Consider the following 24,962-nt stretch of genomic DNA (forward strand, 5'->3'; position numbering starts at 1 on the left):
GCAAGCTATGATGTATCGAAAACAGAAACGGCGACAGCAAAGCGCGAATGCGTCGAAACAACAACATTCCGAGACCGTTTTGACCGCAAATCTTGAGCATAATTTAGATGCTATACGAAAGCTGCTCGAATCCCCGAACGATCTAGTCATTCGGCAATTTGTCGTCGGAAACGGACAGCATGCGTGCGCTTTGATCTTTATCGACGGATTAGCCGATAAAAAATCGGTGGAGGACACGATCCTTCATAACATCCAGTTATTGCTGCCTCAAGCGGGTAAACAGGTTCCCGACAGCACAGAACAAATTATTAAAGCGCTATTGGACGGCGTCGTTTCCCAAGCCGAAATCAATAAAAGCCACACAATGGACGATGTAATGCTGGCGATTCTCTCCGGCAATACGGCGTTTTTATTGGACGGATCCGCGGAAGCCGTCGTATTCGGGACCAAGGGATGGAGAGGCCGGTCGGTTGAAGAGCCTGTTACGGAATCGGTCGTTCGCGGTCCGAGAGACGGATTTACGGAAAGCATCCGGACGAATACGTCGCTCATCCGCAGAAGAATCAGCGAACCGAATCTTCGGTTCAAATCGTTCAAACTGGGACGCAGGTCGAGGAAAGATGTGTTCTTGGCATACATAGACGGTATTGCCAACCCGAGCATCATCGACGAGGCGAAGCGGCGTCTCGAATCGATCGACATTGACTACGTTCCTGAATCCGGAACGATCGAACAGTGGATAGAGGACAGCTTCTTGTCGCCGTTTCCGCAAATATTGCATACGGAGAGGCCGGATAAAGTAGCTGCAGCACTAACGGAAGGAAGAATCGCCATTCTTCTCGACGGCACCCCGTTTGTGCTCATCCTGCCGATTACTCTTGGAGTCCTGTTGTTATCGCCGGAAGATTACTACGAAAGGTGGCAAATCGGTACGCTCATCCGGTTTTTAAGGTACGTTGCGGCGTTTATTGCGCTATTTTTACCGTCTTTATACGTTGCGCTTGTATCTTATCAGCCGGGATTAATTCCTTCCAAACTCGCGTTCTCGATTGCCGGATCCAGGGAAGGGGTTCCTTTCCCCGCCATTGTGGAAGCTCTCATGATGGAGATTACGTTGGAATTGCTGCGGGAAGCGGGGATAAGGCTGCCTAAACCGATCGGTCAAACGATCGGCATTGTCGGCGGCCTCGTCATCGGCGAGGCGGCCGTCGCAGCCGGCATCGTCAGTCCGATCATGGTTATAGTCGTCGCCATTACGGCGATTTCCTCCTTTACGCTTCCGTCATACAGCTTTGCCATCGCGATACGGATCATTCGTTTCGGCGCCATGCTGGCCGCGGGAGTGTTCGGGTTGTTCGGGATCATTATGGTTTACATCATGATCAATATTCATATCGCCAATTTAAAGAGCTTCGGGGTTCCGTATTCCACGCCGTTCGCTCCATTCTTCACCAGCGATTGGAAAGACTTGCTGTTTCGGGCCCCTCTTATGATGCTTCGCAAACGTCCCCAAATGCTGCAAACGGACGACGAGAACCGGGCAACTCGAGGAGGTCGCAAATCCTGATGAAATCGTTCGAATATGGAGACGAAGAAATAGGACATCGCGAGATCGTCTTTATCGTCTCGTCGATGGTCATCGGAATGGGGATTTTGTCGCTTCCCCGGAATGTGGCGAAAGTAACCGAATATTACGACGGGTGGATGTCGATCGCAATCGGAGGGCTGTTCGCTCTTGTTTTTACGTGGATCAATGCAAAATTGGCATGCCGCTTCCCGAAACAGACCTTCTTCGATTATACGGCGGAAATCGTAACGAAGCCGGTTTCATGGGTCATTACGTTCTCCGCCGCCATACTTTATATTCTTAATGTTTCATACGAAGTGAGGGGGATTGCGAATATTTCCAAGCGGTACTTGTTTGACAGAACGCCGATCGAGGCGATTTCCCTCTTTTTGTTGCTCGTCGTCATTTATGCCGTTTCCGGAACAAGAGTCGCATTATTGAGAATAAATCTGATGTTTTTTCCGATCGTATTGGGCATTACGTGTTTGGTGCAAGTTTTAAATATCGGGTTTTTCGAGATCGACAATATTCGGCCTTTTTTCGTGACAAGCTGGACCGGGATTGCCAGAGGTGTGGAGGAGAGCATCTTTTCCTATGTCGGTTTTTCGGTCATCTTATTTTATATTTCCATGATGAACCGTGCGGACGAGGCTCCGAAAGCCGCCGTTAAGGGGATGATCATTCCGATACTTCTTTATCTTCTCATTTACACGTTCACGATCGGCGTATTTTCGAACGAAGTAACGAGTCAAATCATTTACCCTACGGTAGAAATCGCGAAAGAGGTTCAAGTGCCGGGGGAGTTTTTCGAACGGACCGAGTCGATTTTCTTTACGATTTGGATCATGACGATCTTTAACACCACCTCCATGTCTTATGACGTAAGTCTTATTGCGCTGCATTCCTTGTTTCCGAATGTCCGGAAAAGCACATGGATCTTCTTGCTGTCGCCGCTTATTTATTTTATAGCTCTGGTGCCCCGCAATTTGAACGAATACGGCTCATTCGGAGAAATTCTCGGTTATTTTGCGGCGGTTTCAGGGATGGTCATTCCGGCTCTATTATTGTTTATTGCCGTAGCCCGGGGGGTGAAGCGTCATGAGGAAAGCGTGTAAACCGAAGTTACTGATGGCATTGTGCATTTGCATAGTCATCGCTGCGCTCTCGACCGGGTGTTGGGATCGCCGGGAGATTGAGGAAAGAGGGTTTGTCGTTGCCGCCGCCGTCGATATCGTGAGACCGGAGGAAGCCGGTGAAGCGGAAACTAAGGACCGAACGGAAGGAGATATGCGGATCAACCTTACCTTTCAATATGTCGTTCCCGGTCGCTTGCAAGGAGGGGGTGGCGGGGGCGGAGGAGCGGGAGACGGGAATACGACAGGCACCTTTACGAATATTTCGGCGGAAGGGGAGACGATCTTCGAAAGCGCCCGGTTGATGTCCACGAAAACTAGTCGGCCGCCTTTCATCGAGCATATGAAATTGCTTATTCTGTCCGAGGAGGTTGCCGAGTCGGGGCAGTTGGACAGTGTGCTCGACGTATTTCTTCGAGACAATGAATCGCGCAGAAGCGTCAAGGTAATGGTCGCCAAAGGCGAAGCGAAGCAAATATTGACCGTGCATCCCAAGCTTGAAAAACTTCCCGCCATTTACATAAACACAATCTCGGAAAACAATAAAAAAAGCGCGCTGCTGCTGCCTGAAACGAGAATTGGGAACGTGCAGGAATATTTGCTCAAAAAGAGCAGCTTTACGGTTCAAAGAATTATGATGGCGGGAGAAAACGAGGTTTCTGTGAAAGGGGCGGCCGTATTTGACGGGCAAGGCCGGTTGGCGGGATATTTCGAGGATGAAGAAACGGAAGGTTTAAATTTTATTACGGATAAAATTGAAGGCGGCGTGGTGAGAATCAAATGGAAAGATAAGCCGATCGATTATGAAATTCGGGATTCCAAACGGAGCATTCAAGCAAATGCGGCTCATCCGGAGCGTATTGAGTTCACTTTATCGGTCCAGTCGAAAGGAATAATCGCCGAAGCTCAGACGCAGCCTGATTTTATGAGTCCTCAAGTGATTGAAGAGGTGGAAAGAAAAGTCGAGGAAGATATCGAACGCATGATGATGAATACCATAAGTAAAGCGCAGGACGAATTGAAAAAAGACGTGCTTGGCTTAGGAGAATATCTCAGGCAACAAGATCACAGGCTATGGAAGTCCATCGAAGACGATTGGGAGAACGGGGAAAATTATTTTGCAAAAAGCAAGATTGATGTGAAGGCGAACGTGACCGTCGAATCGCCGGGCAACGTGAATAGAACAGAGATGTGACCAGGAGGCGAACACGATGTGGGGTGCGATTACGGAGGCGGCGACATCCGGCTCGATCATGTTTGGCGCCGTGTTGTCCGCCGTTATTCCAATAATCATATATATCGTCTACCGGAAGCTGCATCAAGCGGGCGACCCGGCTTGGAAGCATCGGGACGGAAAAAAGTAAACATGAAGTTATAAAAATCGAATAGTTGGTATTTTTTTTGTGCGCACACGATAAGCTTTATTAACATCCGTGTGCGCACACGATTTTATAAATCAAGGAGATCTATGGCGATGGGAGTTACCTTGAAGGACATTGCAAATATTTGCGGTGTATCCCCCGGAACCGTCGATCGCGCGTTAAACAACCGGCCGGGAATAAGCACAAAAACAAAGAAGAAAATCTTGAAGGTCGCCGTCGAACTAAACTATCAGCCCGATCATAGAGCGCGAAGTTTGGCAAGGGGAAAGACGATGACCATCGGCGTTATTTTGTTCGATTTGCACAACCGCTCCTTTGCGCAAATGGCGAACGCGATCGAAGCGAAATCCAGGGAGTTGGGATATTTCGTCGACCTTGCGCTATCCGACAAAGACCCTGACAAAGAAAAGAAGCTGATTGGAAGGATGATCAACAGGAAAGTTGACGGATTGATTTTATTTTCCGTGAATTTCGGCGAGTCGTTCGATGAAAAACAGCGTGTTGATCACCGTCGTTTCTACGTGTATTACACTGCTTCTTTCTTCGCTGGTCGGGTATGGCTTGGCTGCGTATAAATTTGCCGGACGCAACACGGTCTTTATACTTGTCTTGTTCGTGCTGATGGTGCCGATCGAGATGATCATGCTTCCGCTGTATAAGATGGCTATTTACATGAAGCTGGTGAACACCTACTGGGGTGTAATCATTCCTTTTGCGGTGTCTCCCTTTGCCGTATTTTTCTTTCGGCAATATGCCGTCGGAATTCCTAAGGACTTCTTGGATGCGGGGAGAATTGACGGCTGCAGCGAATACGGCATTTTTTTCAGAATAATGGTGCCGTTAATGGCGCCGGCTTTCGGGGCGATGGCTATTTTACAAGCGTTGGGAAATTGGAATAACTTCATATGGCCGTTAATCGTGCTGCGAACGAAGGAAATGCTGACACTCCCGATCGGATTGTCCTCTCTGCTGACACCGTACGGGAACAACTACAACATTTTGCTGTCCGGTTGTATCGTTTCCGTACTTCCTCTATTGATTCTGTTTATCGTATTCCAACGATATTTTATCTCCGGTTTGACCGTGGGCGGAGTGAAAGGATGATACGGCCGGCTTGTTATCGGAAGCATTGGAGACATATGAATGGCTGCTGAAAAAATGTGAAGTTCTATAAACCGCTAGTGGGATTTCCGTCCCGGTAGCGGTTTATTTTTCGAACAAATATGTACAAAAACGAACATTAACGGTACAATTGGGGAAACAAATACACTTTTTGGAGGGACTTTTCGATGGAATTTCGTCAGGCAAGCAGTTCGGAATCTACGAAAAAGATGGACACGGAGCAGTTGCGCAGCGAGTATTTGGTTGAGAAATTGTTCGAGGCCGGCGCGTTGAAGCTGTTGTATTCCCATGTGGACCGGTACATCATCGGCGGCGCGGTGCCCAAGGGCAATGTCGTAAAGCTGGAAGCGGACCCGAAAGCGATCGGAGCGGAATATTTTCTGGAACGGCGCGAAATCGGAATTGTGAATGTCGGCGGCAAGGGTACCGTTACGGTTGACGGAAGCGAGTTTTCCATGAATCAGAAAGATTGCCTCTATGTCGGCCGCGGAACGAAAGAAGTGTTGTTCGCGAGCGACAACGATGCGGATCCGGCAAAATATTATTTGATCTCCGTCCCCGCCCACACCTCATATCCGGCGGTCAAGGCCGCGATTGAGGAAGCGGCTCCCGTTCACCTGGGCAGCATTACAAATTCCAATGAGAGAACGATCTATAAATATATTCACGAAGAAGGCATCCGAAGCTGCCAGCTTATGCTCGGCATGACGCTGTTGAAGCCGGGCAACATGTGGAACACGATGCCGGCTCATACGCATGAGCGGCGGTCGGAAGTATACTTCTATTTCGATATGCCGGAGGACGGGGTAGTATTTCATCTGATGGGAGAGCCGTCGGAGACGCGCCATCTCGTCATACGCAACGAACAGGCGGTCATTTCGCCGAGCTGGTCGATCCATTCCGGCGTAGGCACTTCCAACTACACGTTTATTTGGGCGATGGCGGGCGAGAACCAATCGTTCACCGATATGGACATGATTCCGATGAAAGAATTGCGGTGATTTCCGGGGAATGTTGGCCGTACAGAGGCACGAGCTTATATTAAAGCAACTGGAGCAGGATCGCTCGGTCAAAGTATCGGAATTAAGCGAACTGCTCGGAGTCACGGAGAAGACGGTCCGCGAAGATTTGGAGAAGTTGGAGGAGAAGGGGCTGCTCAAACGGATCCACGGCGGCGCCGTTTCGATCGCGGAAGGCGAGGACGCGCTTCTCCCCATCCAAGTTCCGAATACGAAATATCCGGGAGAGAAGAAGGATATCGCCCGCCGGGCGGTCGAATATATCGAGAAAGACGATATTATTGCGTTGGACGGCGGAAGCACGACGCTGGAAATCGCCCGTTTGCTTCCCAATTCAAGAATTACGGTCATTACGAACGACATCTTTATTATCGGGGAACTCGCGCGCAAGGAGCTTGTCCGGCTCGTCGTGCCCGGCGGATACCGGGAGAAAAACCTGTTGGCCGGCGCCGAAGCGGTGGACTTTATTCGAAGATGCAATATTCACAAAGCGTTCGTGTCCGCAACGGGGATCCATATCGATTTCGGACTTACGGTGTTTACCGGGGCGTTGGTGGATATGAAACGGGCATTGATAGAAAGCGCCGTGAAGAGTTATTGCGTGGCCGACCGCAGCAAATTCGGGAAGAGTGCGCTGATCACGTTCGCTGAGTTACACGAGATGGAAGCGATCATTACGGACGGAAGCTTGGATCCGGATGAGGCGCTGCAATATGTATCGAAGGGAATCCGGTTGGATTATGGAGGGGAACGACTATGAAGCTGTTTGATCTGAGCGGGAAGGTTGCCGTTGTTACCGGAGCGGCGCGCGGGCTGGGCAAAGCGATGGCTGTCGGGCTTGCGGAAGCGGGCGCCGACGTCGCCATTGTTGTGAACGCAAGCGCGCCGGAACAAACCGTGTCGGAAATAGAGAGTCTCGGCAGGCGCGCAGTAACGATCCGGGCGGATTTGGGAGATGCTTCAGGAGCCAGCCGTGTCGTTGAAGAGGCGCTCGGCGCATTCGGCAAAATCGATATTCTTGTGAATAACGCCGGAATTATCCGGAGAGCCCCTGCGGCGGAGCACGCGTTGACCGATTGGCAGGACGTACTGGATGTCAATTTGCAGTCGGTATTCTTGCTATGCCAATCGGTCGGCCGGCACATGTTGGAGCAGTCGTCGGGCAAAATCATCAATATCGCGTCCATGCTGTCGTTCCAAGGCGGAATCAACGTCCCCGGCTATACGGCGAGCAAACATGCGGTCGCGGGATTGACGAAAGCGCTGGCCAACGAATGGGCGGGCAAGGGCATTAACGTCAATGCGATCGCTCCGGGGTATATGGCTACCGACAACACGGAGGCGCTGCGCAACGATGAAGTGCGCAACAGGCAAATCCTTGAACGCATTCCCGCGGGGAGATGGGGAACGCCGGAGGATTTGATCGGACCGACGGTGTTTCTGGCATCTACGGCATCGGACTATATGAGCGGCCACGTGCTTTGCGTAGACGGCGGCTGGATGACGAGGTAATGTGACAGATGAAGCCGGAAATCGTTACGTTCGGGGAGACGATGGCGCTCTTGACGCCACAAGGGAGCAAGGGAATCGAGTATTCGGAGACGCTGACCAAAGGGTTCGGCGGAGCGGAGAGCAACGTGGCCATCGGACTTTCCCGGCTCGGCGCCGCCGCCGGCTGGTTCAGCCGCTTGGGGGACGATCCGTTCGGACGGTATATTAGAAAGACGCTGCAGGGTGAAGGCGTTGACGTGAGCCGTGCCGCGCTGATTGAAGGCGAAACGACAGGCCTCATGATGAGGGAGCTCGAACACGGCAAAACAAGCGTTTATTACATGCGCAAAGGTTCGGCCGCAAGCAGGATGTCCGCCGCCGATATCGACGAAGATTACATCGCGGGAGCGAAACTGCTGCACATAACCGGAATCACTCCCGCATTGAGCGAAAGCTGCAGGGAGGCGGCTGAGGCTGCGGTTCGTATCGCGAAGAAACACGGTGTGAAGGTCAGCTTCGATCCGAATTTGCGGTTAAAGCTGTGGACCGCCGAAGAGGCGAGATCGGTGCTGCTTCCATTGGCGAGTCAAGCCGATTATTTCCTTCCCGGATACGACGAGTTATTGTTGCTTTATGCAACCGATAATGACGAGGAAATACTCGGAAAAGTAAAACAATTACAATGCGTTACCGTGATTAAAAGTTGGGGAGAACGGACGGTTGTCGTACAAGCGGACGATGTCGCTTACGTGCCTTGGTTTCCTGCTGACGCTATTGATCCAGTAGGCGCGGGAGACGCGTTCGCGGCGGCGTTTCTTGCCGGAATCGCAAGAGGATTGCCTCCTGTTGAAGCGGCGCTCCGGGGGAACGCGGCCGGGAGTCTCGCCGTTCGAACGCCGGGAGATTGGGAAGGTTATCCTAATGAAAGGCAGCTTCAGCGTGTAATTGACAACAGCGCCTTCATCGAACGGTAGAAGGGATGAGGAACACTTGAAAAAATTGCGCACAATCCAAACAATCGCCGACGCAGGCGTTGTAGCCGTCCTTCGCGGGGACAGCGCGGCGGAAGCGGTCCGAATGGCGGAGCTCGCCGTCGAGGGCGGAATCCGCATCATTGAAATTACGATGACCGTACCGCGGGCGCTCGAAGCGATCGGCGAGTTATCCAAGCGCTATGCAGACTCGGCGGAAATCGTCATCGGCGCGGGTACGGTTCTAGATTCGGAGACGGCGCGGGCCGCCATATTGGAAGGAGCCGAATTCGTCGTCGGTCCGTCACTCCATGCGGAAACGGTCGTGCTTTGCAACCGGTACCGCATACCGGTCATGCCCGGCGTGATGACGATCGCAGAAATTCAACGGGCGTTGGAGCTCGGCGTCGATATCGTGAAATTGTTCCCCGGGAACCTCTATTCCCCGGAGACGATCCGCACGATTCACGGTCCGCTGCCGCAGGCGAACATAATGCCTACCGGCGGAGTGACGCTGGACAATATGGCCGATTGGTTCAAAGCGGGAGCGGTAGCGGTCGGCATCGGCTCCGATCTGACGCGGGAAGCGGTCAAGACCGGAAATTGGCAAAGCGTCAGGACAAAGGCGGAGCAATACGTCGAGCGGTTTAAACAATTGAAATGATTTACTATTCGATGGCTGTTCTCCATTAGGAGGGCAGTCCTATTTTTTCTAAAATAGTTGTACAGACGAAGGGGAGATGATGAATAAAGTAGAAAAGATAAGACAGACTTGCGTGGCTTGCACATACATATTTTCCATAAGGGAGGAGACCGTTGCATGAGCGGATTGCGGATAGGCATGATCGGAACGGGCGGCATTTCGCATTGGCATGGGAAACAACTGCTTGAATTGGAGGATGTGCAAATTACGGCAATTGCGGATACGAGCAGCGAGAGCAGGGAAAAATTCATATCCGCGTTCGGACTGGAGGGGGCGGAGCAGTTTGAGGATTATCGTCATTTGATCGAATTCGGCGTTGACGCCGTGGTGATTTGTTCTCCACATACCCTTCACTTTCAACAGGCAACCGATGCGCTGAAGGCAGGTTGTCATGTCCTGATCGAAAAACCGATGGCCTGTTCGTCGGTTGAAGCCGAGCAAATGATTCGTACCGCCGAACGTGCCGGAAAGCTGCTGCAGGTGTCGTATCAGCGGCATTTTCAGCCTGAATTCCTCTATATTAAAGAAGCGATCGGCCGAGGAACGATCGGCAGGCTTACTTCCGTAACCGCTTCCCTTTATCAAAATTGGAAGCAAGGGACCGCCGGAACATGGAGGCAAAACCCCGAATGGTCCGGCGGAGGTATGCTGATGGATTCCGGCAGCCATATCGTCGATGTTTTGCTATGGACGACCGGATTAACTCCGGCGGAAGTGCAGACGCAGCTGCATATGCAGGGAACTCCCGTTGAGATCGATTCGTTCACTTCGATCCGGTTCGAGGAAGGAGCCGTGGCCGGCTTGAACATCATCGGTTTCGCGCCTTGCTGGCAAGAATCGTATGTGTTCTGCGGCGATGATGGTGCGATATTTTACGAGAACGGAAAGCTGACGCTGCGCCGAATGGGCGAAGAAAACGTCGTTCCGCAGCTTCCGCTCCAGACGACGAATCAGGATAAAAGCTTCATCGACGCGATTCGCGGGAAACACAAAGTGCTCGTGCCCGGCGAATTCGCGTTGAAGGTGGTGAAGCTGACGGAAATGATTTATGCGGCGGCAGGTTACAAGCCGTAATAAAATATCGCATCAGCGTGCCATGCGTTTTGAAGCGCCGGCGCATGCACGGTATTATTTGCTCCCGATCTCGCCAAGCAGCGTCTTTGCGGCGGTACGCGCGCTGGAGAATGCCCGCTCCGCAAGCTCGCCTTTGCCTTCGCAGCCGTCGCCGCAAAAATAGAAAGGCACATGGTCCATACGGACGGGAAGCAGTTTGTTAGAGACGATGTTTTTCACGCTGGAAACCATCGCTTTCTTAGATACTCTCTTAACGACGACGGCATCCCGCCAACCCGGATAATACTTGTCGAACAACAATTCCATTTGCTCCGTTTTGCCGTCCAAGTACTTTTTACGCTCTTCTTCGTTCCCGAAATGATCGTCAAGATAAGCGATGCCCTGCAGCAGTTGTCCGCCTTCCGGGACGACGGTATGATCGGTAGCCGAGACGTCGCTGATAAACAGCTTATTGTTCATGTCGCTGATGTATGAGAACGGACGGGCGACAACTTGGCTTAAACCGATATCGTACACCATGACCTCCGTCGGTGTAACTCTTTCATAGTCGGCCATGAACGGTTCCCAAGGAGTCCCTCTCAACAGCTTGATGACCTGTTGTACGGGCATGGCGAATACGATCCGGTCCGCGTCGTATTCCCCGTTCTTGGTCCGCAGCCGGAATTTGCGGTCTTCATAACGGATTTCCTCGACCGCTTCCTGAAGCTTCATCGTCCATCGGCGGGAGTTGTCGATCTTTTGTCTCAATTGATTCGTAATGACGGCCCAACTTCCTAAAATATAATTTACGGGGCGATTCGATAAGAACAAATTATGATAATATTGTTCGATGACCGCGCCGGACACATTGCGGGCGTCGGAGGGAGCGATGAAGAAATTCGAGCAAACGAGGTGCTCCCACAATTCCTTCAAATCTTCGCCGCTGTCCGACTCCGCCAAATAATCGCCAAGCGTCGGGTAGTGCTTTAAAGTGTGGATATGCGCCATGACCGCCGCAATTTCCGCGACGAACCGCACCTTCTGCATGGATGGGAGCAGCTCCGACTTCATAAGATTGACGAAATCCAACGGAGCGGGCGTTAACTTGCCGTCTTTCGCATATACGACTTTTCTTTTGTCCACCTGTTTGCTTCCGAACGATAATCCTAGTTCTTGCTGGAGATGGGTCAGCTCATGCCGGTCAATGCCGTACACGGCGTGCGCCCCGTAATTTAACGTAAATCCCGACTTCTCATAGGTGAAAGCTCTGCCTCCAAGCTGCGGGCTGCGTTCGAATAAAACACCCTCGACGGACGGATGCTCGGACAAATAAGCGGCTGCGGTCAACCCCGCCAAACCGCCTCCAATTACGGCTACCTTCATACGTCGTTCCTCCCTCGCTTGTAACGATATTTCCGCAGGCTCCGGCAGTTCCGCCGCCCGTAAGCCTGCCCACGCTGCGGACAAGTTCGATTGAAGCATTGCCGGCAAATCCGTGTCTTCTTGATAGGCCCAAGCCGTTAAGGTGCCCAAATATACGGCGATCAGCAGATCGGCTTTCCGCCCGTCCGGCAGCCACCTCATTAATGCGCGGCGGAACTTGTCGAGATCGTTCTCCTGTTTTCGCCGCATCGATTCGTTGCTCATATACAAGGCGGCAAGGCTCCGAATCACTTTCGGGTAGCCCGAAATATTAGACGCCAAGTCTAAAAACAGTCGGTTAATATGGCCTTCCAACGATTCGACGCGTGCGGGGGAAGTTTTGTGCCAGTTATCGACCGTCTCCATCTGTCCTGCGGTCAATTCGTGCAGCAAATCTTCTTTGCTTGAGAAATAGTGGTAAAACGTTCCCTTCGAAATGCCGGAAATCGCAATGATTTCGTCCACGGAAACTTGCTCGTATCCTTTCTCCGCAAACAGCCGGATGGCGGTATCGATGACGAGCTGTCTCTTTTTACGGGTGGTGGCCCTCATAAAAGACAATAGCGGTTCCCCCCAGCTGAAAAATCTACATAATGTATTTTATCACCAATTAGACTGACAGTCTAATTTGGTCGCCACAAGAGCCATATTTTAGTCCTGGATGCCCGTGTGAGAACGGTGAGATATTTCTCTCAAAAAATGGTTGAAAAACATTGGTAACATGAATATTATTAAAGTGTATTTAGCCGAAGGAGGTAATGCTGTGAACGGATGGATTGACGCGGGAACGGTGGAAGAGCTTCAAGCGCAAGGCTCGAAGTTGATCCGCGGAGGAATCGTCGTTTTGTATCATGAGAACGAAGTACGGGCGCTCGACAACCGTTGTCCGCACCTTGGTTTTCCGCTCCATATGGGCAGCTTGTGCAACGGAATATTGACCTGTCATTGGCATCATGCGAGATTTGACGTGTGCAGCGGCGGTACGCTCGATCCGTGGGCGGACGATGTTCCCGTGCATGATTGTATCGTGGAAGAGGGGAGAGTTTGGGTGGCGCCCCATTCGCGAAGCGGAAATCAAGTTCGGCAGTATAAAGATCGCTTGCGCAGAGGTTTGGAGCAAAACATCGGGCTTGTGATCGCCAAAGCGGTTGTCGGATTGATTGAGGCCGGTGTTCCGGAAGCGGAAATCGCAGAAGTCGGGATCGAATTCGGTACCAAGCAGCGAAGGCAAGGTTGGGGGTCGGGGCTTACGATATTGACCGCAATGGCCAATGTGCTGCCCAAGCTGGACAAACAGGGAAGAATCCTTGCATTGTACCAAGGTTTGCTGCACACGGCGCGCGATTGCGCCGGAAGCGGGACGCGCTTTTTGCTTGAACCGCTGCCGCATAAGGATGTTTCGATGGAGCGGTTGGCGCAGTGGTACCGCGATTGTATTGAGGTGCGGGATACACGCGGTGCGGAACGGGTTTTGTTGACTGCTATTGAAGTCGGCACGGATGAAACGAAGCTGTTTTCCATGATGGCGATGGCTGTTACGGATCATTTTTACATTAATGGGGGTCACGCTCTAGATTTTCATAATAAGGCGTTCGAGAGTTTGCGCTTCGTCCGGCCGGAATTCCGCCGTTATGCTGCCGCCTCTCTTATTCCTATGTTCGGGGACGCTTCCCGCAGCGAAGAGCTTCACAGCTGGCAATCTCCCGTCAATTTGGTTCAACCGCTGAAAGAAGCGTTCGATGAGCTGGTTCAAACCGGAGTAGGGGCGGGAAGCTTGCAATTGGCGTTGCCGGACGAAGAGGGGCTGTTTGAGACATTGCTTGGCGACGACCCGCTGCTGACGGTCCGTACGTTGAAGGAGACGCTGATTGGCGGCGCGTCGCCCGTCCGTGTCGCGCAAATCGTTGCATTGGCAGCTGCGGAGCGCATTGTGCGGTTCCATACGCAGAATGATTTCGGCGACTGGATTTCGGTGCTTCACACTTTTACCCATGCTCATGCGGTGCACGAAGGTCTAGCGCGATCGTCCGATCGTTGGCTGTTGAGGGGGATATTCCACGCGGCCGTTACAATTTACCTTGACCGGTTCTTGAACATACCGTCTGCTCCGAGACCCGCTGCGACTCCGATGTCTGCGGACCCGGCACCGAAGCCCGCGCAACCCGGAGAACTGCTGCAGCTTCTGGATAAACAGCAGCAAGTGGGGCCGGCTGCGGCATTCGTCGTTCGTTATTTGCATAATGGGGGCAGCCCCGAATCTTTGTTTAATGTGTTGGGGCATGCGCTGCTAAGGGAGGACGCGGAATTTCACTCGTTTCAGATGTACGAAGCCGCACTGACCGAATATGACCGATGGGCGGCGGAATCGGGTCCTTTCGCCGAACGCGCGAAAGAAACGCTCATCCTTGCCGTCACGCGGTATTTGGCTGCCCATGCTCCCACCTCCCGGGAGACGCCGCACACGGCGAAAATCGCATGGCGGCTGCATCGCGGAGAGAAATTGTTTGAAGAGGAGTAGGTCTTACCGACTAAATAGTCACGAATGGCGACTAATGGACGAAAGAAGCAGGAAAACTGACAAATCAGTAAGTTAAACATGTCTAATTAGTCGTCATTCCTGACTAATCCGCATCAACCGCCTTCCAATCGCATCAGCATCAACCGAATCAACGTATCAACCGCATCAACCTCAATAACGTACCAAACGCATCACCGCACCAAACGGCCTCAACTGCACAAAGCGCCCAACCGACAGATTCTCACCCGGAGACGCTCCGCTTTTCGGCGAAGGCGGCGCCACCCAAAATACCGGCATGCTCGTTCCACTGAGCCGGAACGATCGTGAGCTTATCCCAATAAGCGCCAATAACGTATTCCTTCAACGTTTCGCGAAGAGGGTTGAACAACCGGTCGCCGGCCAACGCTCCGCCGCCTCCTATGACCAAACAGTCGGGGCTGAACAACGTTACGGCGTAAGACAGCGCTTTGCCGAGCAGCACCCCCGTGCGGTTCATCACATCGATAGCTACGGCATCCCCAACGTCGTACGCTTTTGAAACGTCGGCGGCGGTAATCCGATCGATTACTCCTTCATTCATCCATTGTTTCAGCACGCTGTCTTTCCCTTGCGCGATCGCTTCCGCTGCTTGCCGGGCCATTCCGTTTGCGGACGCGGCCGCTTCCAGACAGCCGGTAAGCCCGCAACCGCAAAGGTAAGAAACCCCATCCATGCGAATGTGACCGATTTCCCCGGCCATGTTCCGATCGCCGTATAACAGCTCGCCGTGTTGAACGAAAGCCGCCGCTATTCCCGTGCCGACAGTAATACCCAACACGTGGTTGAATCCTCTGCCGGCACCGTATACCGCTTCCCCGTATACGTACATGCGCACATCGTTATCTATAAAAACAGGAACGCCGCTCAGCCGCTCCGACAACAAGCCTGCCAACGGCACGTCGCGCCACTGCAAATTAGCGGCGAAGGTCACGACTCCTTCTTCCGGTTTAATAAATCCGGGAATGCCGATCCCTACAGCTTTCAGCTCGCCGCGGGCGCCTTCTTCGTCTATCGATTCCATAATTAACGATGCCAACCGAGAGATGACATGATTTTGTCCGAGATGCGCTTCCGTCGGGATTTTGCGGGACTTCGCCAAGCTGCCGCCGCGCACGATCCCGCACACCATATTGGTTCCGCCGATATCGACACCTACGAAAACGCTCATTACGACATTCCCCCTAACCGATTTGATGATGAATGGCATTGCCGTTGCGCCATACGCCGAGAATGCGCAAATCCGGCGTGAGCAGCACGAGGTCTGCCGTCTTCCCTGCGGCGACGCTGCCCGTCACGGTGTCAAGCCCCAGCAGCTTGGCCGGATTCGCGCTCGCCAGCCGGCTTGTTTCCGATATGCTTAACCCGATGCGGTACACCATGAAGCGGAAGGCGTCGATCATCGTTAAAGTGCTGCCGGCAAGGCTGCCGCCGTTCGTCAACCTCGCGACCCCGCTTAGCACCGTCACATCAAGACCGCCTAATGCATAATCTCCGTCGCCAAGGCCGGCAGCGGACATCGCATCGGTGATCAGGAGCAAATTGCCGGATCGTTTCGCTTGCGTCAACAGCTTGATGCAGGCCGGATGTACATGATGCCCGTCCGCGATCACCTCGGCGGATATGCGTTCCTCCGTCAGCACTGCGCCTACAGTGCCCGGTTCGCGATGGTGCAATCCCTTCATTGCATTGAACGTGTGTACGGCATGCTTCAAACCTTTGTCGGCGGCCGCTATCATTTCGTCATAAGATGCGTTCGTGTGACCGCACGCGCATACGATGCCGCTGCTCGACGCCAATTCGATGACCTCCAGCGCGCCTTCGGTTTCCGGCGCCAAGGTCATCATCTTGACGACACCCGGGAAGCGCTCCGTCCATTCCTTGATCCATTCTTGATTCGGCGGAACGATGTGCTGCGGGTTTTGCGCACCTGGAAACTTCGGGCTGATGAAAGGTCCCTCGAGATGAACGCCGTAAAGGGATGCATAAGGCGCATCCGCATCCTTCACGTATTTGTCCGCCGCCGCAAGCACCCGTTCCACATCGTCTTTGGACGCCGTAACCGTCGTCGCCAGCATGCCGGTCGTCCCGTGACGTCCGTGAAATTGCGTAATCGCATCGAATGCTTCTTTGGTTGCGTTCATAAAATCATAACCGTATCCGCCGTGAACGTGCACGTCGATGAACCCCGGCACCAACCAACCGTCTCCCGCGTCGATTACCGGACAATCCGAAGGTGCGGGCTGTTCCGGCGCTAGCACTTCGGCGATCGTACCGCCGGAAACGATTACGGTTCCGCCATGAAGCACGCCTTCCGGCGTCACAATGTTGGCGCGAACCGCCCATTTTTCAGCACGAATGCCACTCATCATCCAAAGAACCTCCCGGCTTCCGTATCGAGCAGCACCACTAGATGCGGATGAGTCTGAAGCAAACTTGCGGGACATTCCGTCGTAATCGGTCCGGTTAACGATGTATGGACAATCCCTGCTTTATCCGACCCTTTCACGATGAGCAGAATCGTCTTCGCCTTCAGAATCGTTCCGACGCCCATCGTGATCGCGTGTGTCGGAACTTCGTCGATGGAGTTGAAAAAGCGCGCGTTCGCCTGGCGGGTCGTCTCGCTTAACCGCACGGCGTGGGTTCCGCGGATTAACGCGTGATCCGGCTCGTTAAATCCGATGTGCCCGTTGTGCCCCAACCCCAAAATTTGCAAATCGATCTGTCCGGTTTGTTCAAGCAACCGATCATACCGTTCGCACTCTTCCCGCACGTTCGCGGCCGTCCCGTCAGGTATATGGATGTTCGATTCGGGAACGTCGATATGATCGAATAAGTGTGTGCGCATATAGCTGTAATAGCTTTGGGGATGCTCGCGGGGCAGCCCTGCGTATTCGTCGAGATTAAACGTCGAAACCCTGCGGTAGCTGACCATACCCTTGCGGAACGACTTGATCATCTCGGAGTAGACGCCGATCGGCGTACTTCCCGTGGCGAGTCCCAGCACGGCTCCCGGATTCGTCTGCACCAGACCCGTTACGATGCCGGCTCCAGCTTCGTTCAGCTCTTGATCCGAAGGGAACGTTAAGATATTCATATTCGTCATTTCCCCTTTTCCTTTCGGTACTTTTTCACGGCTTGGAACGATTGCTCGAGTCTTGGGACGTAGTCGTCGAACCGTTCGCTTACGATGCCCATAAACAAAATGTCGATCACATGGAGCTGTGCGATTCGGGAAGCCAAGTCGCCCCGCCGCATCCCTTCTTCCAAGGAAGAGGCGAACAATTGAATGTCTGCCAACGACGCAAGCGTATTTGTCCCGTATTTCGTTAACGATATAGTGGCGGCTCCGCGCTCTTTCGCGCAGCGCAGCGCGTCGATCGTCTCCAAAGTTTCCCCCGAATACGAGATTCCGATCGCAACGTCTCCCGGACCTAAGCTTGATGCGGAAGTGATCTGCATATGCGGATCAGTCGATGCGAACGCCCGCTTTCCGATCCGGACCAACTTCTGATAGAAATCTTGTGCGACGATGCCCGATGTGGCGATTCCGTACAAGTCGATTTGCCTGCCGTCACGCAGTACCGTGAGCGCCGATCGCAGCATCGCGAAATCGATCATGCGGGTCGTGTCCGTGATGGAACGGAGATGGTTCGCTTCGATGGCGGAGACGATGCTGTGCAGCGGGTTTCCGGCCACGATATCCTGATAAGTGTTGTCCGCCGGCGGTTGAGCCAGCTCTTGGGCGAGCTTCAGCTTAAAGTCGGTGAAGCCGTTAAAGTGCAGCGACTTGCAAAACCGCGTAATGGTGGCCGTGCTCGCCCCGGACCGCTCCGCCAACTCGGTTATTCCCATGAGAGGGATTTCCTGCGCATGGTCGGCGATATATTCCGCCAAGGTTCTTTCCTTCTTATACAGCCGTCCGGCCCGTTCACGGATGGCATGAACAATGTTTGACATCAAGAACACCTACGAAAAAAATTTAGATTTAATATTTATAATAAATGAAAATTATTTTATAATACAATCATATTGAAACATCTCATTGAACGCAATAGTCAATCCACGTATGAAGGAGAGAAGCGTATGAAACTGACGAACAAAATCGGCGTCATCGTCGACAGCTTCGGAGTCGGCGTAAGGGAAGGGCTGAAGAAAGCGAAGGAGGTCGGAGCGGACGGAGTTCAAATCTATGCCGTAAGAGGCGAGATGGATCCCGACAACTTGACGCCGGAAGCCCGGAAGGAACTGAAGTCCTACATCGATTCGCTCGGATTGGAAATTTCTGCGCTTGTGGGAGATTTGGGCGGTCACGGGTTCCAATCGAAAGAAGACAATAAGTGGAAAGTGGAGAAATCCAAGCGGATAGTCGATCTCGCACTCGATCTGGGAACGAATATCGTCACAACGCATATCGGCATCGTCCCGCACGATCAATCGTCCGAATTGTTCCATACGATGCATGACGCGTGCGAAGAGCTGGCACAGTACGCGAGCAGCGCCGGAGCATATTTCGCAATTGAGACGGGTCCCGAAACCGCGAAGGATCTAAAGGCTTTCCTCGACACGTTATCCACCAAAGGTGTCTCCGTCAACTTTGATCCCGCGAACATGGTCATGGTGACGGGGGACGATCCGGTTCAAGGCGTGCGCATTTTGAAAGATTATATCGTTCATACTCACGTGAAGGACGGGACCCGCTATCGGGAAGTCGACCCGAGAGACGTGTACGGCGCGGTCGGGTACGAGCCGATGGATCACGACAAAATAGCGAAGATGGTGTCGTCGGGCGAATTTTTCAGAGAGCTGCCGCTTGGCGAGGGAAGCGTCAATTTCGACGAGTATTTCAAAGCACTGCAAGAGATCGGATATGCCGGTTACTTAACGATCGAACGCGAAGTCGGCGATCAACCGGAAATCGACATACGCAAAGCGGTACAATTTATCAAGAGGTTTCAAGCATAGCGTCGGACATTTCATAGAAAACCCCTTACGCAAATCAAATGCGGAAGGGGTTTTCTCGGCTATTATGATAAATAAACGCGCAAACACTTCCAAACAGTCACAAATTTATACAATAAATCGCTTTAACTTTCGGTATATTTTGGTATGATTAGGACTAACGAAACAAGACCAAGGTCTGATGTGTTTCATCTGTTTCATTAGTAAACGCTTACAACATTACATAACGCTGTTACTTCTATTCGAAGGTGATAGATGTGGATAATCTCTTCTTGGGCAGAACACTAGGCAAAGATGTATTTAATCAGAACGGAATCATCATTGTGGCAAAAGGCGTCATATTGACCGTCTCGCACATGGAGTCCCTTAAGAAACATGGTATTCAACTCAAAGCATCGGACGTCATTGCGCAAGCGCCGGAACTGAAGAACGAAAGGTTGATCAGCAGGGCGGCGGAAGAGATTCGGGACATCTTCCATGCCATGAAGAGCGATGGCAGAGTTCCATTGGACAAGGTGGAGAGCAATATACTGCCCGCAGTGTACGAAGCGTCCGAAACGCACGATTTGTACGGCGTGTTGTCGGGGCTGCAGGCGAAGGACGATTATACATACCGGCATAACATCGGTGTGGCTGTGTTATCCAATATGCTGGGCAAATGGCTCGATTTGAATGAGGCGGACCTGGCGTTGTTAACAATGGCCGCAACGCTTCATGATATCGGAAAAATACGGATATCCGACTATATCTTAAATAAACCAGAAAAATTTACGGACGTCGAGTATGAGCAAATGAAAAAACACACCGTGTATGGATACGAGATTTTAAAGAACACCAAGGACTTGCCGCCGCGCGTCGCTCTGGTTGCGCTGCAGCATCATGAGCGCGTGGACGGCTGGGGATATCCGAACGGCTGTAAAGGCACAGATATTGATTACTACAGCAAAATCGTCGCCGTTGCCGACGTGTTTCACGCAATGACCTCCAACCGCGTCTACCGTAAAGCGATTCCCTTCTATAAAATTATCAGAGAGCTTAATGACGAAGGTTTCGGAAAAATGGACCCCGCCGTTATTTCCGTATTTGTCAAAAGAATCATGGAGATGACCGTAGGCAGCCAAGTGCGGCTTACAGACGGCCGCATGGGGAAAGTAGTGATGATTCACCACCATGATCCGATGCGGCCCGTTATTCGCCTGGGAGACACATACATCGACTTATCGAGAAATTCGCATGTTACGATTGAATCGATCACCGGTTAAAGATGAACGCGGAAGACTTTTCCGGTGAAAATTAAAACGATGCAGACACCCGTGACGGGGTCTGCATCGCTGGATTTCTTCTTTACGGCAATTTTTTCACCGTAATTGTGAAAGTCTTTATCTCTACAGCTGCGTTGTAAACAATGATGGCGGATAAGGTCACTGTCGCATCGTTCGTACCCGCGGCGGGGCGGGTCACGGTTCCGTTATCCGAGACGACGGCGTTGTTGCTGGAGCTCCAATAAATTGTCGAGCCGTTTACTCCCTTGGCAGGCAAAGCTATATTTGATGTGACGCTGTTCGCGTTGTCCGTCCCGCTAAAACCGATCGCTAGCACCGCCTTGTCGGCCGCAGCCTTCTGTGCGTCCGTAAGCAGCTGCTGTTTTACCGTTACGGTGAACAGTCTGACGTCGGTATAATCGCCGTGTTTGATCGTAGCGATGAACGTTACTTCCGCGTCGCCATCTCCGGCCTTCGGACGATTTACGGTCTGGCCGTTATCGGATATGATCGATGGGTTGCCGGACACCCAAGTGATTGTCGAACCGTTCGCCCCCGTCGCCGGCAGCGTCAGCTTGGAAGTGACATGGCTCGCACTGTCGCCCGTGCTGAAGCCGATGGAGAGCGCCGCTTTATCCGCAGCCACCTTCTGTTCGTCTGTCATCTGCTGTTTCACCGTTACGGTGAACACTTTCATGTCGGCGATATTGCCGCTTCTGATCGTAGCGATGAGCGTTACGGCTGTGTCGCCATCTCCCGCCTTCGGACGATTCACCGTCTTGCCGTCATTGGTGATGACCGCCGGGTTGCCGGACACCCAACTGATTGTCGAACCGTTCGCCCCCGTCGCCGGCAGCGTCAGCTTGGAAGTAACATGGCTCGCACTGTCGCCCGTGCTGAACCCAATGGCGAGCGCCGCTTTATCCGCAGCCACCTTCTCTTCGTCTGTACGCTGCGATTTGACGATCAACGTGAATTGTTTAGTGGCGGAAACCGTGTTTTTCGTGATGGTCGCCGTCATGATTACTGTCGCGTCACCTGATCCGGAAGTCGGACGGTTCACCGTCTTCCCGTCATTCGAGATGACGGCCGGATTGTTGGACGACCAGGCGATGACCGAGCCGTATTTGCCTGTCGCAGGCAGCTTAAGAGGCGAGGTAACGCTGCCGGCGCTGTCCCCGCTGCTGAATCCGATAGCGAGCGCCGCTTTATCGGCTGCAACGATTTGTTCGGCGGTTTCAACAGGCGGCTGCTCCACGCGCTGCTTTTGTCTTTCAAGCGCTCTCATTATGGCCGCTCTCGCCTTTGGATTTTTCACATGCTTTAAAGCGTTTTCCAATCCTTTCGCTTTTTGCTCGACCTGGCCGCTTCTCGGAGGTTCCTGTTTTACAGGTTTGGCGTACGCGGCATTGGCGGCGACGAGTGATACGGCTAATGCGGAAAGCAGCAACCACTTCTTCTTCACTACACTCACCCTTCCTTCTTTATGTAAATCTTTACTAAATCATTTCGCGAGGAAGGAAAAAATTGTGGGGGTCTTTGGAAAAAATGTTCAAAATTTTTATCCCATAACAGAAAAACGAAAGTTTGCGAGGTTGAAGGTAACATGGAGAGAGAAGTCAAACTGAAGTCGTTTATCGAACAGCTTGTGGCCAACGCTTGGCCCGCTTATGTGCAGCAGGCTATCGGCGAATGGAGGCTGAGAGCGGCATTCGGGGTAACGAAGAGAGCAAACAGTGTTTTTACGGCGGGAGCTTTCCCGGATCGAAGCGGCGAATGGATGTCCGTTGCGGACGATTTCTTTCAACGGCACTCGATCACCCCGTGCTATTGCGTCGGCGACGCATCTCCGCCGGAATTGGACGGGCTGCTTGACGCAAAGGGTATGTCGTTGTGGATGAATGCTTCATCATGACAGCGTCTTGCGAACATATTTTTGAGCGAACTGCCGGCCGATCCGGTTTTGAATATGAAGTGATTCCCGATGCGGACGATAGGTGGATCCGGAATTTTATTTCATTGGAAGGATTTTCGATGGATAGATACCGCGCTTACGTACATATTTTTTCCGCCATCGGACCGAGAAAGGCTTTCGTCACCATTAAGGAGAACGGAGAAACGGCGGGGCTTGCGAGCGTCGTGGCGGAACGGGGGTGGGCGGGAATCTTCAACGTCGTCATCGATCCTGTCCACCGGCGAAAAGGCGCGGCACAGCAGCTGATGAGAATATTGGCGGAATGGGCGGCAAGCAACGGCGCAAATGAAATGTACCTTCAGGTTGTATGCGCCAACGCCCCCGCGGTATCGTTATACCGCAAACTCGGTTTTCATGCGATTTCCAAGCACCATTACCGGGTGCTGAAGCATGACACTGGTTCGTGAAAGCCCGCGAACCGGGGTTGTCTTTTTTCTCCGGTTGACGAGGTATTGACGGGGTGTTCGAGCGGATTGTAAACTAATGATAGTTCATTTTGATAAACGTGGTTTGCTATAATAAACTAAGGGGCAATGTAAATGAGGCTTAAGGATAAGGTGGCACTAATTACCGGGTCCGGGTCGGGAATCGGTCAAAGCGCCGCTTTCTTGTTCGCTAAAGAAGGCGCACGAGTCATCGTTAACGACTTGGATGAGGCGAAGGGACAGAGCACCGCCGAAGAAATTCGCTCCGCCGGCGGAGAAGCGGTATTTATCCGGGCCGACGTGACCGATCCCGCCTCTGTGCAGTCCATGATTGAAAAGGCTATTAGCCAGTTCGGACGTATCGACGTGTTGTTTAACAATGCGGGCATAAGCGGCGTCGGCGCGCTGCACGAAGTGGAACCGGAACAGTGGGACCGCGTAATGAACGTAAATATCCGCGGTGTGTATCTCCCGTCCAAATATGCGCTGCCGCACATGATGGAGAGAAAGTCAGGAAGTATAATCAATATGTCGTCCTGCATAGCGGAAATCGGGCTTGCGAGACGGGCTTCCTATTCCGCTACCAAAGGTGCGGTGTTGGCTCTCACCAAATCAATGCAGGTCGATTACGCTCCTTACAATATTAGGGTGAATGCGCTGCTGCCGGGCACCATCTTCACCCCGTTTGTTGAGAACTACTTGAAAACTTCGTACGACGATCCCGAAGCGGCCATTGCGGCATTAAAAACAAGACAGCTTAGCGGCGATTTGGGAAAGCCCGAGGATGTCGCCTATGCCGCTTTGTTCCTCGCTTCCGACGAATCGAAGTTCATGATGGGTTCGCCTCTGTACATTGACGGCGGAGTAGTGTTTGGCAAGAACGCTTGAACATTTTTCTTGAAAGGGATGAGTTTGTTTGAAGCTTGTTACGATCGTGAAGGATGGCGGTTACCGTCTTGGTGTGGTATGTGAAGAAGGAGTGTTGGACATAGGCCGCGCGTTGGAGTCGTATCCCGATTCTCCGGTGCCTGCGGATGTCATGCAGGTGATCGAGGGCGGACAGCCGGCGGTTGAAAGGCTTGGCGCTTTTGTGGACAAAATCCGGGCAGAACGGCCGGCGAACGGTGTATTTATCGATGAGCGTCAAGTCGAGTATGGACCGTGTGTGACTCGCCCGAGCAAAATCATTTGCGTCGGACTCAATTATCGCAAACATGCAGAGGAGACGAACGCGCCTATCCCGCAGTATCCGATCCTCTTTAATAAGTTCAGCAATACGTTAGCCGGGCACGGGGCTGAAATACCTTTGCCCGTCAGGGTCACGAATGAGGTCGACTATGAAGCGGAGCTCGTCATCGTCATCGGGAAACAAGCGAAATACGTGGATCGGGAGCAGGCGCTGCAATATGTGTTCGGCTATTGCAATGTCAACGATTTGTCTGCGCGCGACTTGCAAATGAGGACGCCGCAATGGCTGCTTGGAAAAACATGCGACAAATTCAGTCCGTTAGGACCGTACTTGGTGACTGCCGACGAAGTCGGGAATCCGAACGATCTGGACATCAAGTGTATCGTCAACGGCGAAGTGCGCCAACATTCGAACACGTCGGATATGATTTTCCATTGCGATGAAATCGTCAGTTACATCTCTCAGCATATGACGCTGTATCCCGGCGACATTATTTTGACGGGGACTCCGGAAGGAGTTGTTCTCGGGTTGCCGAAAGAGCATCGTGTTTATTTGAAAGACGGCGACGTCGTCACGATCGAAATCGAGAAGCTGGGATCTCTCACCAACCGCATGGTGAATGAGAGTGTATAATAAGCACGCGCATGAACCGGGAGACTCCCCGGTTTTTTGTTTGCCCGCATGAGGCGGTATGGTCAATTATGAGACCGTCAGCCATTGTTGACAGCTCGA

24 protein-coding genes and 1 pseudogene are annotated in these 24,962 nt (G+C 52.4%); 19 read left to right on the forward strand and 6 right to left on the reverse strand.

Translation table 11 applies throughout. The annotated features are described in order from the left end of the window. Positions 1-7 precede the first annotated feature (7 nt). From JET16_RS20800 to JET16_RS20855, 12 genes and pseudogenes are all read left to right on the forward strand, one after another. Positions 8-1,567, forward strand: coding sequence for a spore germination protein (locus tag JET16_RS20800; protein ID WP_199620175.1), 1,560 nt, complete (start codon positions 8-10; stop codon positions 1,565-1,567). Next, the gene (locus JET16_RS20805; RefSeq protein WP_199619963.1) at positions 1,567-2,682 is read left to right on the forward strand and encodes a GerAB/ArcD/ProY family transporter; all 1,116 of its coding nucleotides are present in this window, start codon (positions 1,567-1,569) and stop codon (positions 2,680-2,682) included. Before JET16_RS20800 ends, JET16_RS20805 begins: the two co-directional genes overlap by 1 nt. Then, positions 2,666-3,895, forward strand: coding sequence for a Ger(x)C family spore germination protein (locus JET16_RS20810; RefSeq protein WP_199619965.1), 1,230 nt, complete (start codon positions 2,666-2,668; stop codon positions 3,893-3,895). The genes JET16_RS20805 and JET16_RS20810 overlap by 17 nt, the downstream gene beginning before the upstream one ends. Positions 3,896-3,911: 16 nt before the next feature. Next, on the forward strand, positions 3,912-4,064 hold the full coding sequence (locus tag JET16_RS20815; RefSeq protein WP_199619967.1) for a hypothetical protein: 153 nt from the start codon (positions 3,912-3,914) through the stop codon (positions 4,062-4,064). 110 nt (positions 4,065-4,174) lie between these two features. Next, a complete protein-coding gene (locus JET16_RS20820; protein WP_199619969.1) occupies positions 4,175-4,657 on the forward strand; it encodes a LacI family DNA-binding transcriptional regulator in 483 nt (160 codons plus the stop codon). Continuing rightward, positions 4,575-5,186: pseudogene (locus JET16_RS20825) on the forward strand (carbohydrate ABC transporter permease); the annotation flags it as partial. The gene JET16_RS20820 and the pseudogene JET16_RS20825, both read left to right, overlap by 83 nt. Positions 5,187-5,371: 185 nt before the next feature. Continuing rightward, positions 5,372-6,205 (forward strand): 5-dehydro-4-deoxy-D-glucuronate isomerase, encoded by an 834-nt coding sequence (gene kduI / locus JET16_RS20830; protein WP_199619974.1) that lies wholly within the window; start codon positions 5,372-5,374, stop codon positions 6,203-6,205. Between the two features lie 10 nt (positions 6,206-6,215). Further along, positions 6,216-6,983, forward strand: a complete 768-nt coding sequence (locus JET16_RS20835; RefSeq protein ID WP_199619976.1) for a DeoR/GlpR family DNA-binding transcription regulator — start codon at positions 6,216-6,218, stop codon at positions 6,981-6,983. Next, positions 6,980-7,735, forward strand: coding sequence for a 2-dehydro-3-deoxy-D-gluconate 5-dehydrogenase KduD (gene kduD / locus JET16_RS20840; RefSeq protein ID WP_199619978.1), 756 nt, complete (start codon positions 6,980-6,982; stop codon positions 7,733-7,735). Before JET16_RS20835 ends, kduD begins: the two co-directional genes overlap by 4 nt. An 8-nt stretch (positions 7,736-7,743) precedes the next feature. Then, positions 7,744-8,688, forward strand: coding sequence for a sugar kinase (locus JET16_RS20845; protein WP_199619979.1), 945 nt, complete (start codon positions 7,744-7,746; stop codon positions 8,686-8,688). Between the two features lie 16 nt (positions 8,689-8,704). Then, positions 8,705-9,349: a bifunctional 2-keto-4-hydroxyglutarate aldolase/2-keto-3-deoxy-6-phosphogluconate aldolase gene (locus tag JET16_RS20850; protein WP_199619980.1), complete on the forward strand. Its 645-nt coding sequence runs from the start codon at positions 8,705-8,707 to the stop codon at positions 9,347-9,349. A 156-nt stretch (positions 9,350-9,505) separates the two neighbouring features. After that, on the forward strand, positions 9,506-10,462 hold the full coding sequence (locus tag JET16_RS20855; protein WP_199619987.1) for a Gfo/Idh/MocA family protein: 957 nt from the start codon (positions 9,506-9,508) through the stop codon (positions 10,460-10,462). A 54-nt stretch (positions 10,463-10,516) separates the two neighbouring features. On the opposite strand, the gene JET16_RS20860 is transcribed toward JET16_RS20855, so the two are convergent. Further along, positions 10,517-12,415, reverse strand: coding sequence for an FAD-dependent oxidoreductase (locus JET16_RS20860; RefSeq protein WP_199620177.1), 1,899 nt, complete (start codon positions 12,413-12,415; stop codon positions 10,517-10,519). 211 nt (positions 12,416-12,626) lie between these two features. Between JET16_RS20860 and JET16_RS20865 the strand changes: the two genes are divergently transcribed. Continuing rightward, positions 12,627-14,381: a Rieske (2Fe-2S) protein gene (locus JET16_RS20865; RefSeq protein WP_199620000.1), complete on the forward strand. Its 1,755-nt coding sequence runs from the start codon at positions 12,627-12,629 to the stop codon at positions 14,379-14,381. A gap of 241 nt (positions 14,382-14,622) precedes the next feature. Here the strand turns inward: JET16_RS20865 and JET16_RS20870 are convergent, their stop codons facing one another. From JET16_RS20870 to JET16_RS20885, 4 genes are read right to left on the reverse strand one after another with little or no spacing between them, the layout of a single operon-like run. Continuing rightward, complete coding sequence (locus JET16_RS20870) at positions 14,623-15,588, reverse strand: ROK family protein (protein ID WP_199620002.1); 966 nt, start codon at positions 15,586-15,588, stop codon at positions 14,623-14,625. Between the two features lie 13 nt (positions 15,589-15,601). Next, positions 15,602-16,786, reverse strand: a complete 1,185-nt coding sequence (gene nagA / locus JET16_RS20875; RefSeq protein ID WP_407673171.1) for an N-acetylglucosamine-6-phosphate deacetylase — start codon at positions 16,784-16,786, stop codon at positions 15,602-15,604. After that, positions 16,786-17,514, reverse strand: a complete 729-nt coding sequence (gene nagB, locus JET16_RS20880) for a glucosamine-6-phosphate deaminase (protein ID WP_199620007.1) — start codon at positions 17,512-17,514, stop codon at positions 16,786-16,788. The genes nagA and nagB overlap by 1 nt, the downstream gene beginning before the upstream one ends. 5 nt (positions 17,515-17,519) lie before the next feature. After that, positions 17,520-18,377 carry a MurR/RpiR family transcriptional regulator gene (locus tag JET16_RS20885; protein WP_199620009.1) on the reverse strand — a complete coding sequence of 286 codons (858 nt, stop codon included), beginning with the start codon at positions 18,375-18,377 and terminating at the stop codon, positions 17,520-17,522. Between the two features lie 126 nt (positions 18,378-18,503). On the opposite strand from JET16_RS20885, the gene JET16_RS20890 reads away from it, so the two are divergent. Then, positions 18,504-19,382 (forward strand): sugar phosphate isomerase/epimerase family protein, encoded by an 879-nt coding sequence (locus JET16_RS20890; RefSeq protein ID WP_199620010.1) that lies wholly within the window; start codon positions 18,504-18,506, stop codon positions 19,380-19,382. Positions 19,383-19,651: 269 nt separating this feature from the next. Next, positions 19,652-20,641 (forward strand): HD-GYP domain-containing protein, encoded by a 990-nt coding sequence (locus JET16_RS20895; protein ID WP_199620011.1) that lies wholly within the window; start codon positions 19,652-19,654, stop codon positions 20,639-20,641. An 82-nt stretch (positions 20,642-20,723) separates the two neighbouring features. Here JET16_RS20895 and JET16_RS20900 read toward each other — a convergent pair whose 3' ends face one another. Then, entirely contained in the window at positions 20,724-22,106 is a 1,383-nt protein-coding gene (locus JET16_RS20900) for an immunoglobulin-like domain-containing protein (RefSeq protein WP_199620012.1), read from the reverse strand. A gap of 141 nt (positions 22,107-22,247) precedes the next feature. On the opposite strand from JET16_RS20900, the gene JET16_RS20905 reads away from it, so the two are divergent. The 4 genes from JET16_RS20905 (at position 22,248) to JET16_RS20920 (ending at position 24,863) form a co-directional block, all read left to right on the forward strand. Continuing rightward, complete coding sequence (locus JET16_RS20905; RefSeq protein WP_199620013.1) at positions 22,248-22,556, forward strand: hypothetical protein; 309 nt, start codon at positions 22,248-22,250, stop codon at positions 22,554-22,556. A gap of 119 nt (positions 22,557-22,675) precedes the next feature. Then, positions 22,676-23,023: a GNAT family N-acetyltransferase gene (locus tag JET16_RS20910; RefSeq protein WP_199620015.1), complete on the forward strand. Its 348-nt coding sequence runs from the start codon at positions 22,676-22,678 to the stop codon at positions 23,021-23,023. Between the two features lie 132 nt (positions 23,024-23,155). After that, a complete protein-coding gene (locus tag JET16_RS20915) occupies positions 23,156-23,929 on the forward strand; it encodes an SDR family NAD(P)-dependent oxidoreductase (RefSeq protein WP_199620018.1) in 774 nt (257 codons plus the stop codon). A gap of 28 nt (positions 23,930-23,957) precedes the next feature. Continuing rightward, positions 23,958-24,863 carry a fumarylacetoacetate hydrolase family protein gene (locus tag JET16_RS20920; protein WP_199620021.1) on the forward strand — a complete coding sequence of 302 codons (906 nt, stop codon included), beginning with the start codon at positions 23,958-23,960 and terminating at the stop codon, positions 24,861-24,863. The last annotated feature ends 99 nt before the right edge of the window (positions 24,864-24,962 follow it).

This window comes from Paenibacillus alkalitolerans (genome assembly GCF_016482785.1).
Lineage (GTDB): Bacteria > Bacillota > Bacilli > Paenibacillales > YIM-B00363 > Paenibacillus_AE > Paenibacillus_AE alkalitolerans.

What these genes read in the sequence shown, in the direction of transcription:
- JET16_RS20800 (WP_199620175.1), top strand. Translation starts at nt 8, where the DNA reads ATGATGTATCGAAAACAGAAACGGCGACAGCAAAGCGCGAATGCGTCG.
- JET16_RS20805 (WP_199619963.1), top strand. Translation starts at nt 1,567, where the DNA reads ATGAAATCGTTCGAATATGGAGACGAAGAAATAGGACATCGCGAGATC.
- JET16_RS20810 (WP_199619965.1), top strand. Translation starts at nt 2,666, where the DNA reads ATGAGGAAAGCGTGTAAACCGAAGTTACTGATGGCATTGTGCATTTGC.
- JET16_RS20815 (WP_199619967.1), top strand. Translation starts at nt 3,912, where the DNA reads ATGTGGGGTGCGATTACGGAGGCGGCGACATCCGGCTCGATCATGTTT.
- JET16_RS20820 (WP_199619969.1), top strand. Translation starts at nt 4,175, where the DNA reads ATGGGAGTTACCTTGAAGGACATTGCAAATATTTGCGGTGTATCCCCC.
- kduI (WP_199619974.1), top strand. Translation starts at nt 5,372, where the DNA reads ATGGAATTTCGTCAGGCAAGCAGTTCGGAATCTACGAAAAAGATGGAC.
- JET16_RS20835 (WP_199619976.1), top strand. Translation starts at nt 6,216, where the DNA reads ATGTTGGCCGTACAGAGGCACGAGCTTATATTAAAGCAACTGGAGCAG.
- kduD (WP_199619978.1), top strand. Translation starts at nt 6,980, where the DNA reads ATGAAGCTGTTTGATCTGAGCGGGAAGGTTGCCGTTGTTACCGGAGCG.
- JET16_RS20845 (WP_199619979.1), top strand. Translation starts at nt 7,744, where the DNA reads ATGAAGCCGGAAATCGTTACGTTCGGGGAGACGATGGCGCTCTTGACG.
- JET16_RS20855 (WP_199619987.1), top strand. Translation starts at nt 9,506, where the DNA reads ATGAGCGGATTGCGGATAGGCATGATCGGAACGGGCGGCATTTCGCAT.
- JET16_RS20860 (WP_199620177.1), bottom strand. Translation starts at nt 12,415, where the DNA reads ATGAGGGCCACCACCCGTAAAAAGAGACAGCTCGTCATCGATACCGCC.
- JET16_RS20870 (WP_199620002.1), bottom strand. Translation starts at nt 15,588, where the DNA reads ATGAGCGTTTTCGTAGGTGTCGATATCGGCGGAACCAATATGGTGTGC.
- nagA (WP_407673171.1), bottom strand. Translation starts at nt 16,786, where the DNA reads ATGAGTGGCATTCGTGCTGAAAAATGGGCGGTTCGCGCCAACATTGTG.
- nagB (WP_199620007.1), bottom strand. Translation starts at nt 17,514, where the DNA reads ATGAATATCTTAACGTTCCCTTCGGATCAAGAGCTGAACGAAGCTGGA.
- JET16_RS20885 (WP_199620009.1), bottom strand. Translation starts at nt 18,377, where the DNA reads ATGTCAAACATTGTTCATGCCATCCGTGAACGGGCCGGACGGCTGTAT.
- JET16_RS20890 (WP_199620010.1), top strand. Translation starts at nt 18,504, where the DNA reads ATGAAACTGACGAACAAAATCGGCGTCATCGTCGACAGCTTCGGAGTC.
- JET16_RS20905 (WP_199620013.1), top strand. Translation starts at nt 22,248, where the DNA reads ATGGAGAGAGAAGTCAAACTGAAGTCGTTTATCGAACAGCTTGTGGCC.
- JET16_RS20910 (WP_199620015.1), top strand. Translation starts at nt 22,676, where the DNA reads ATGGATAGATACCGCGCTTACGTACATATTTTTTCCGCCATCGGACCG.
- JET16_RS20915 (WP_199620018.1), top strand. Translation starts at nt 23,156, where the DNA reads ATGAGGCTTAAGGATAAGGTGGCACTAATTACCGGGTCCGGGTCGGGA.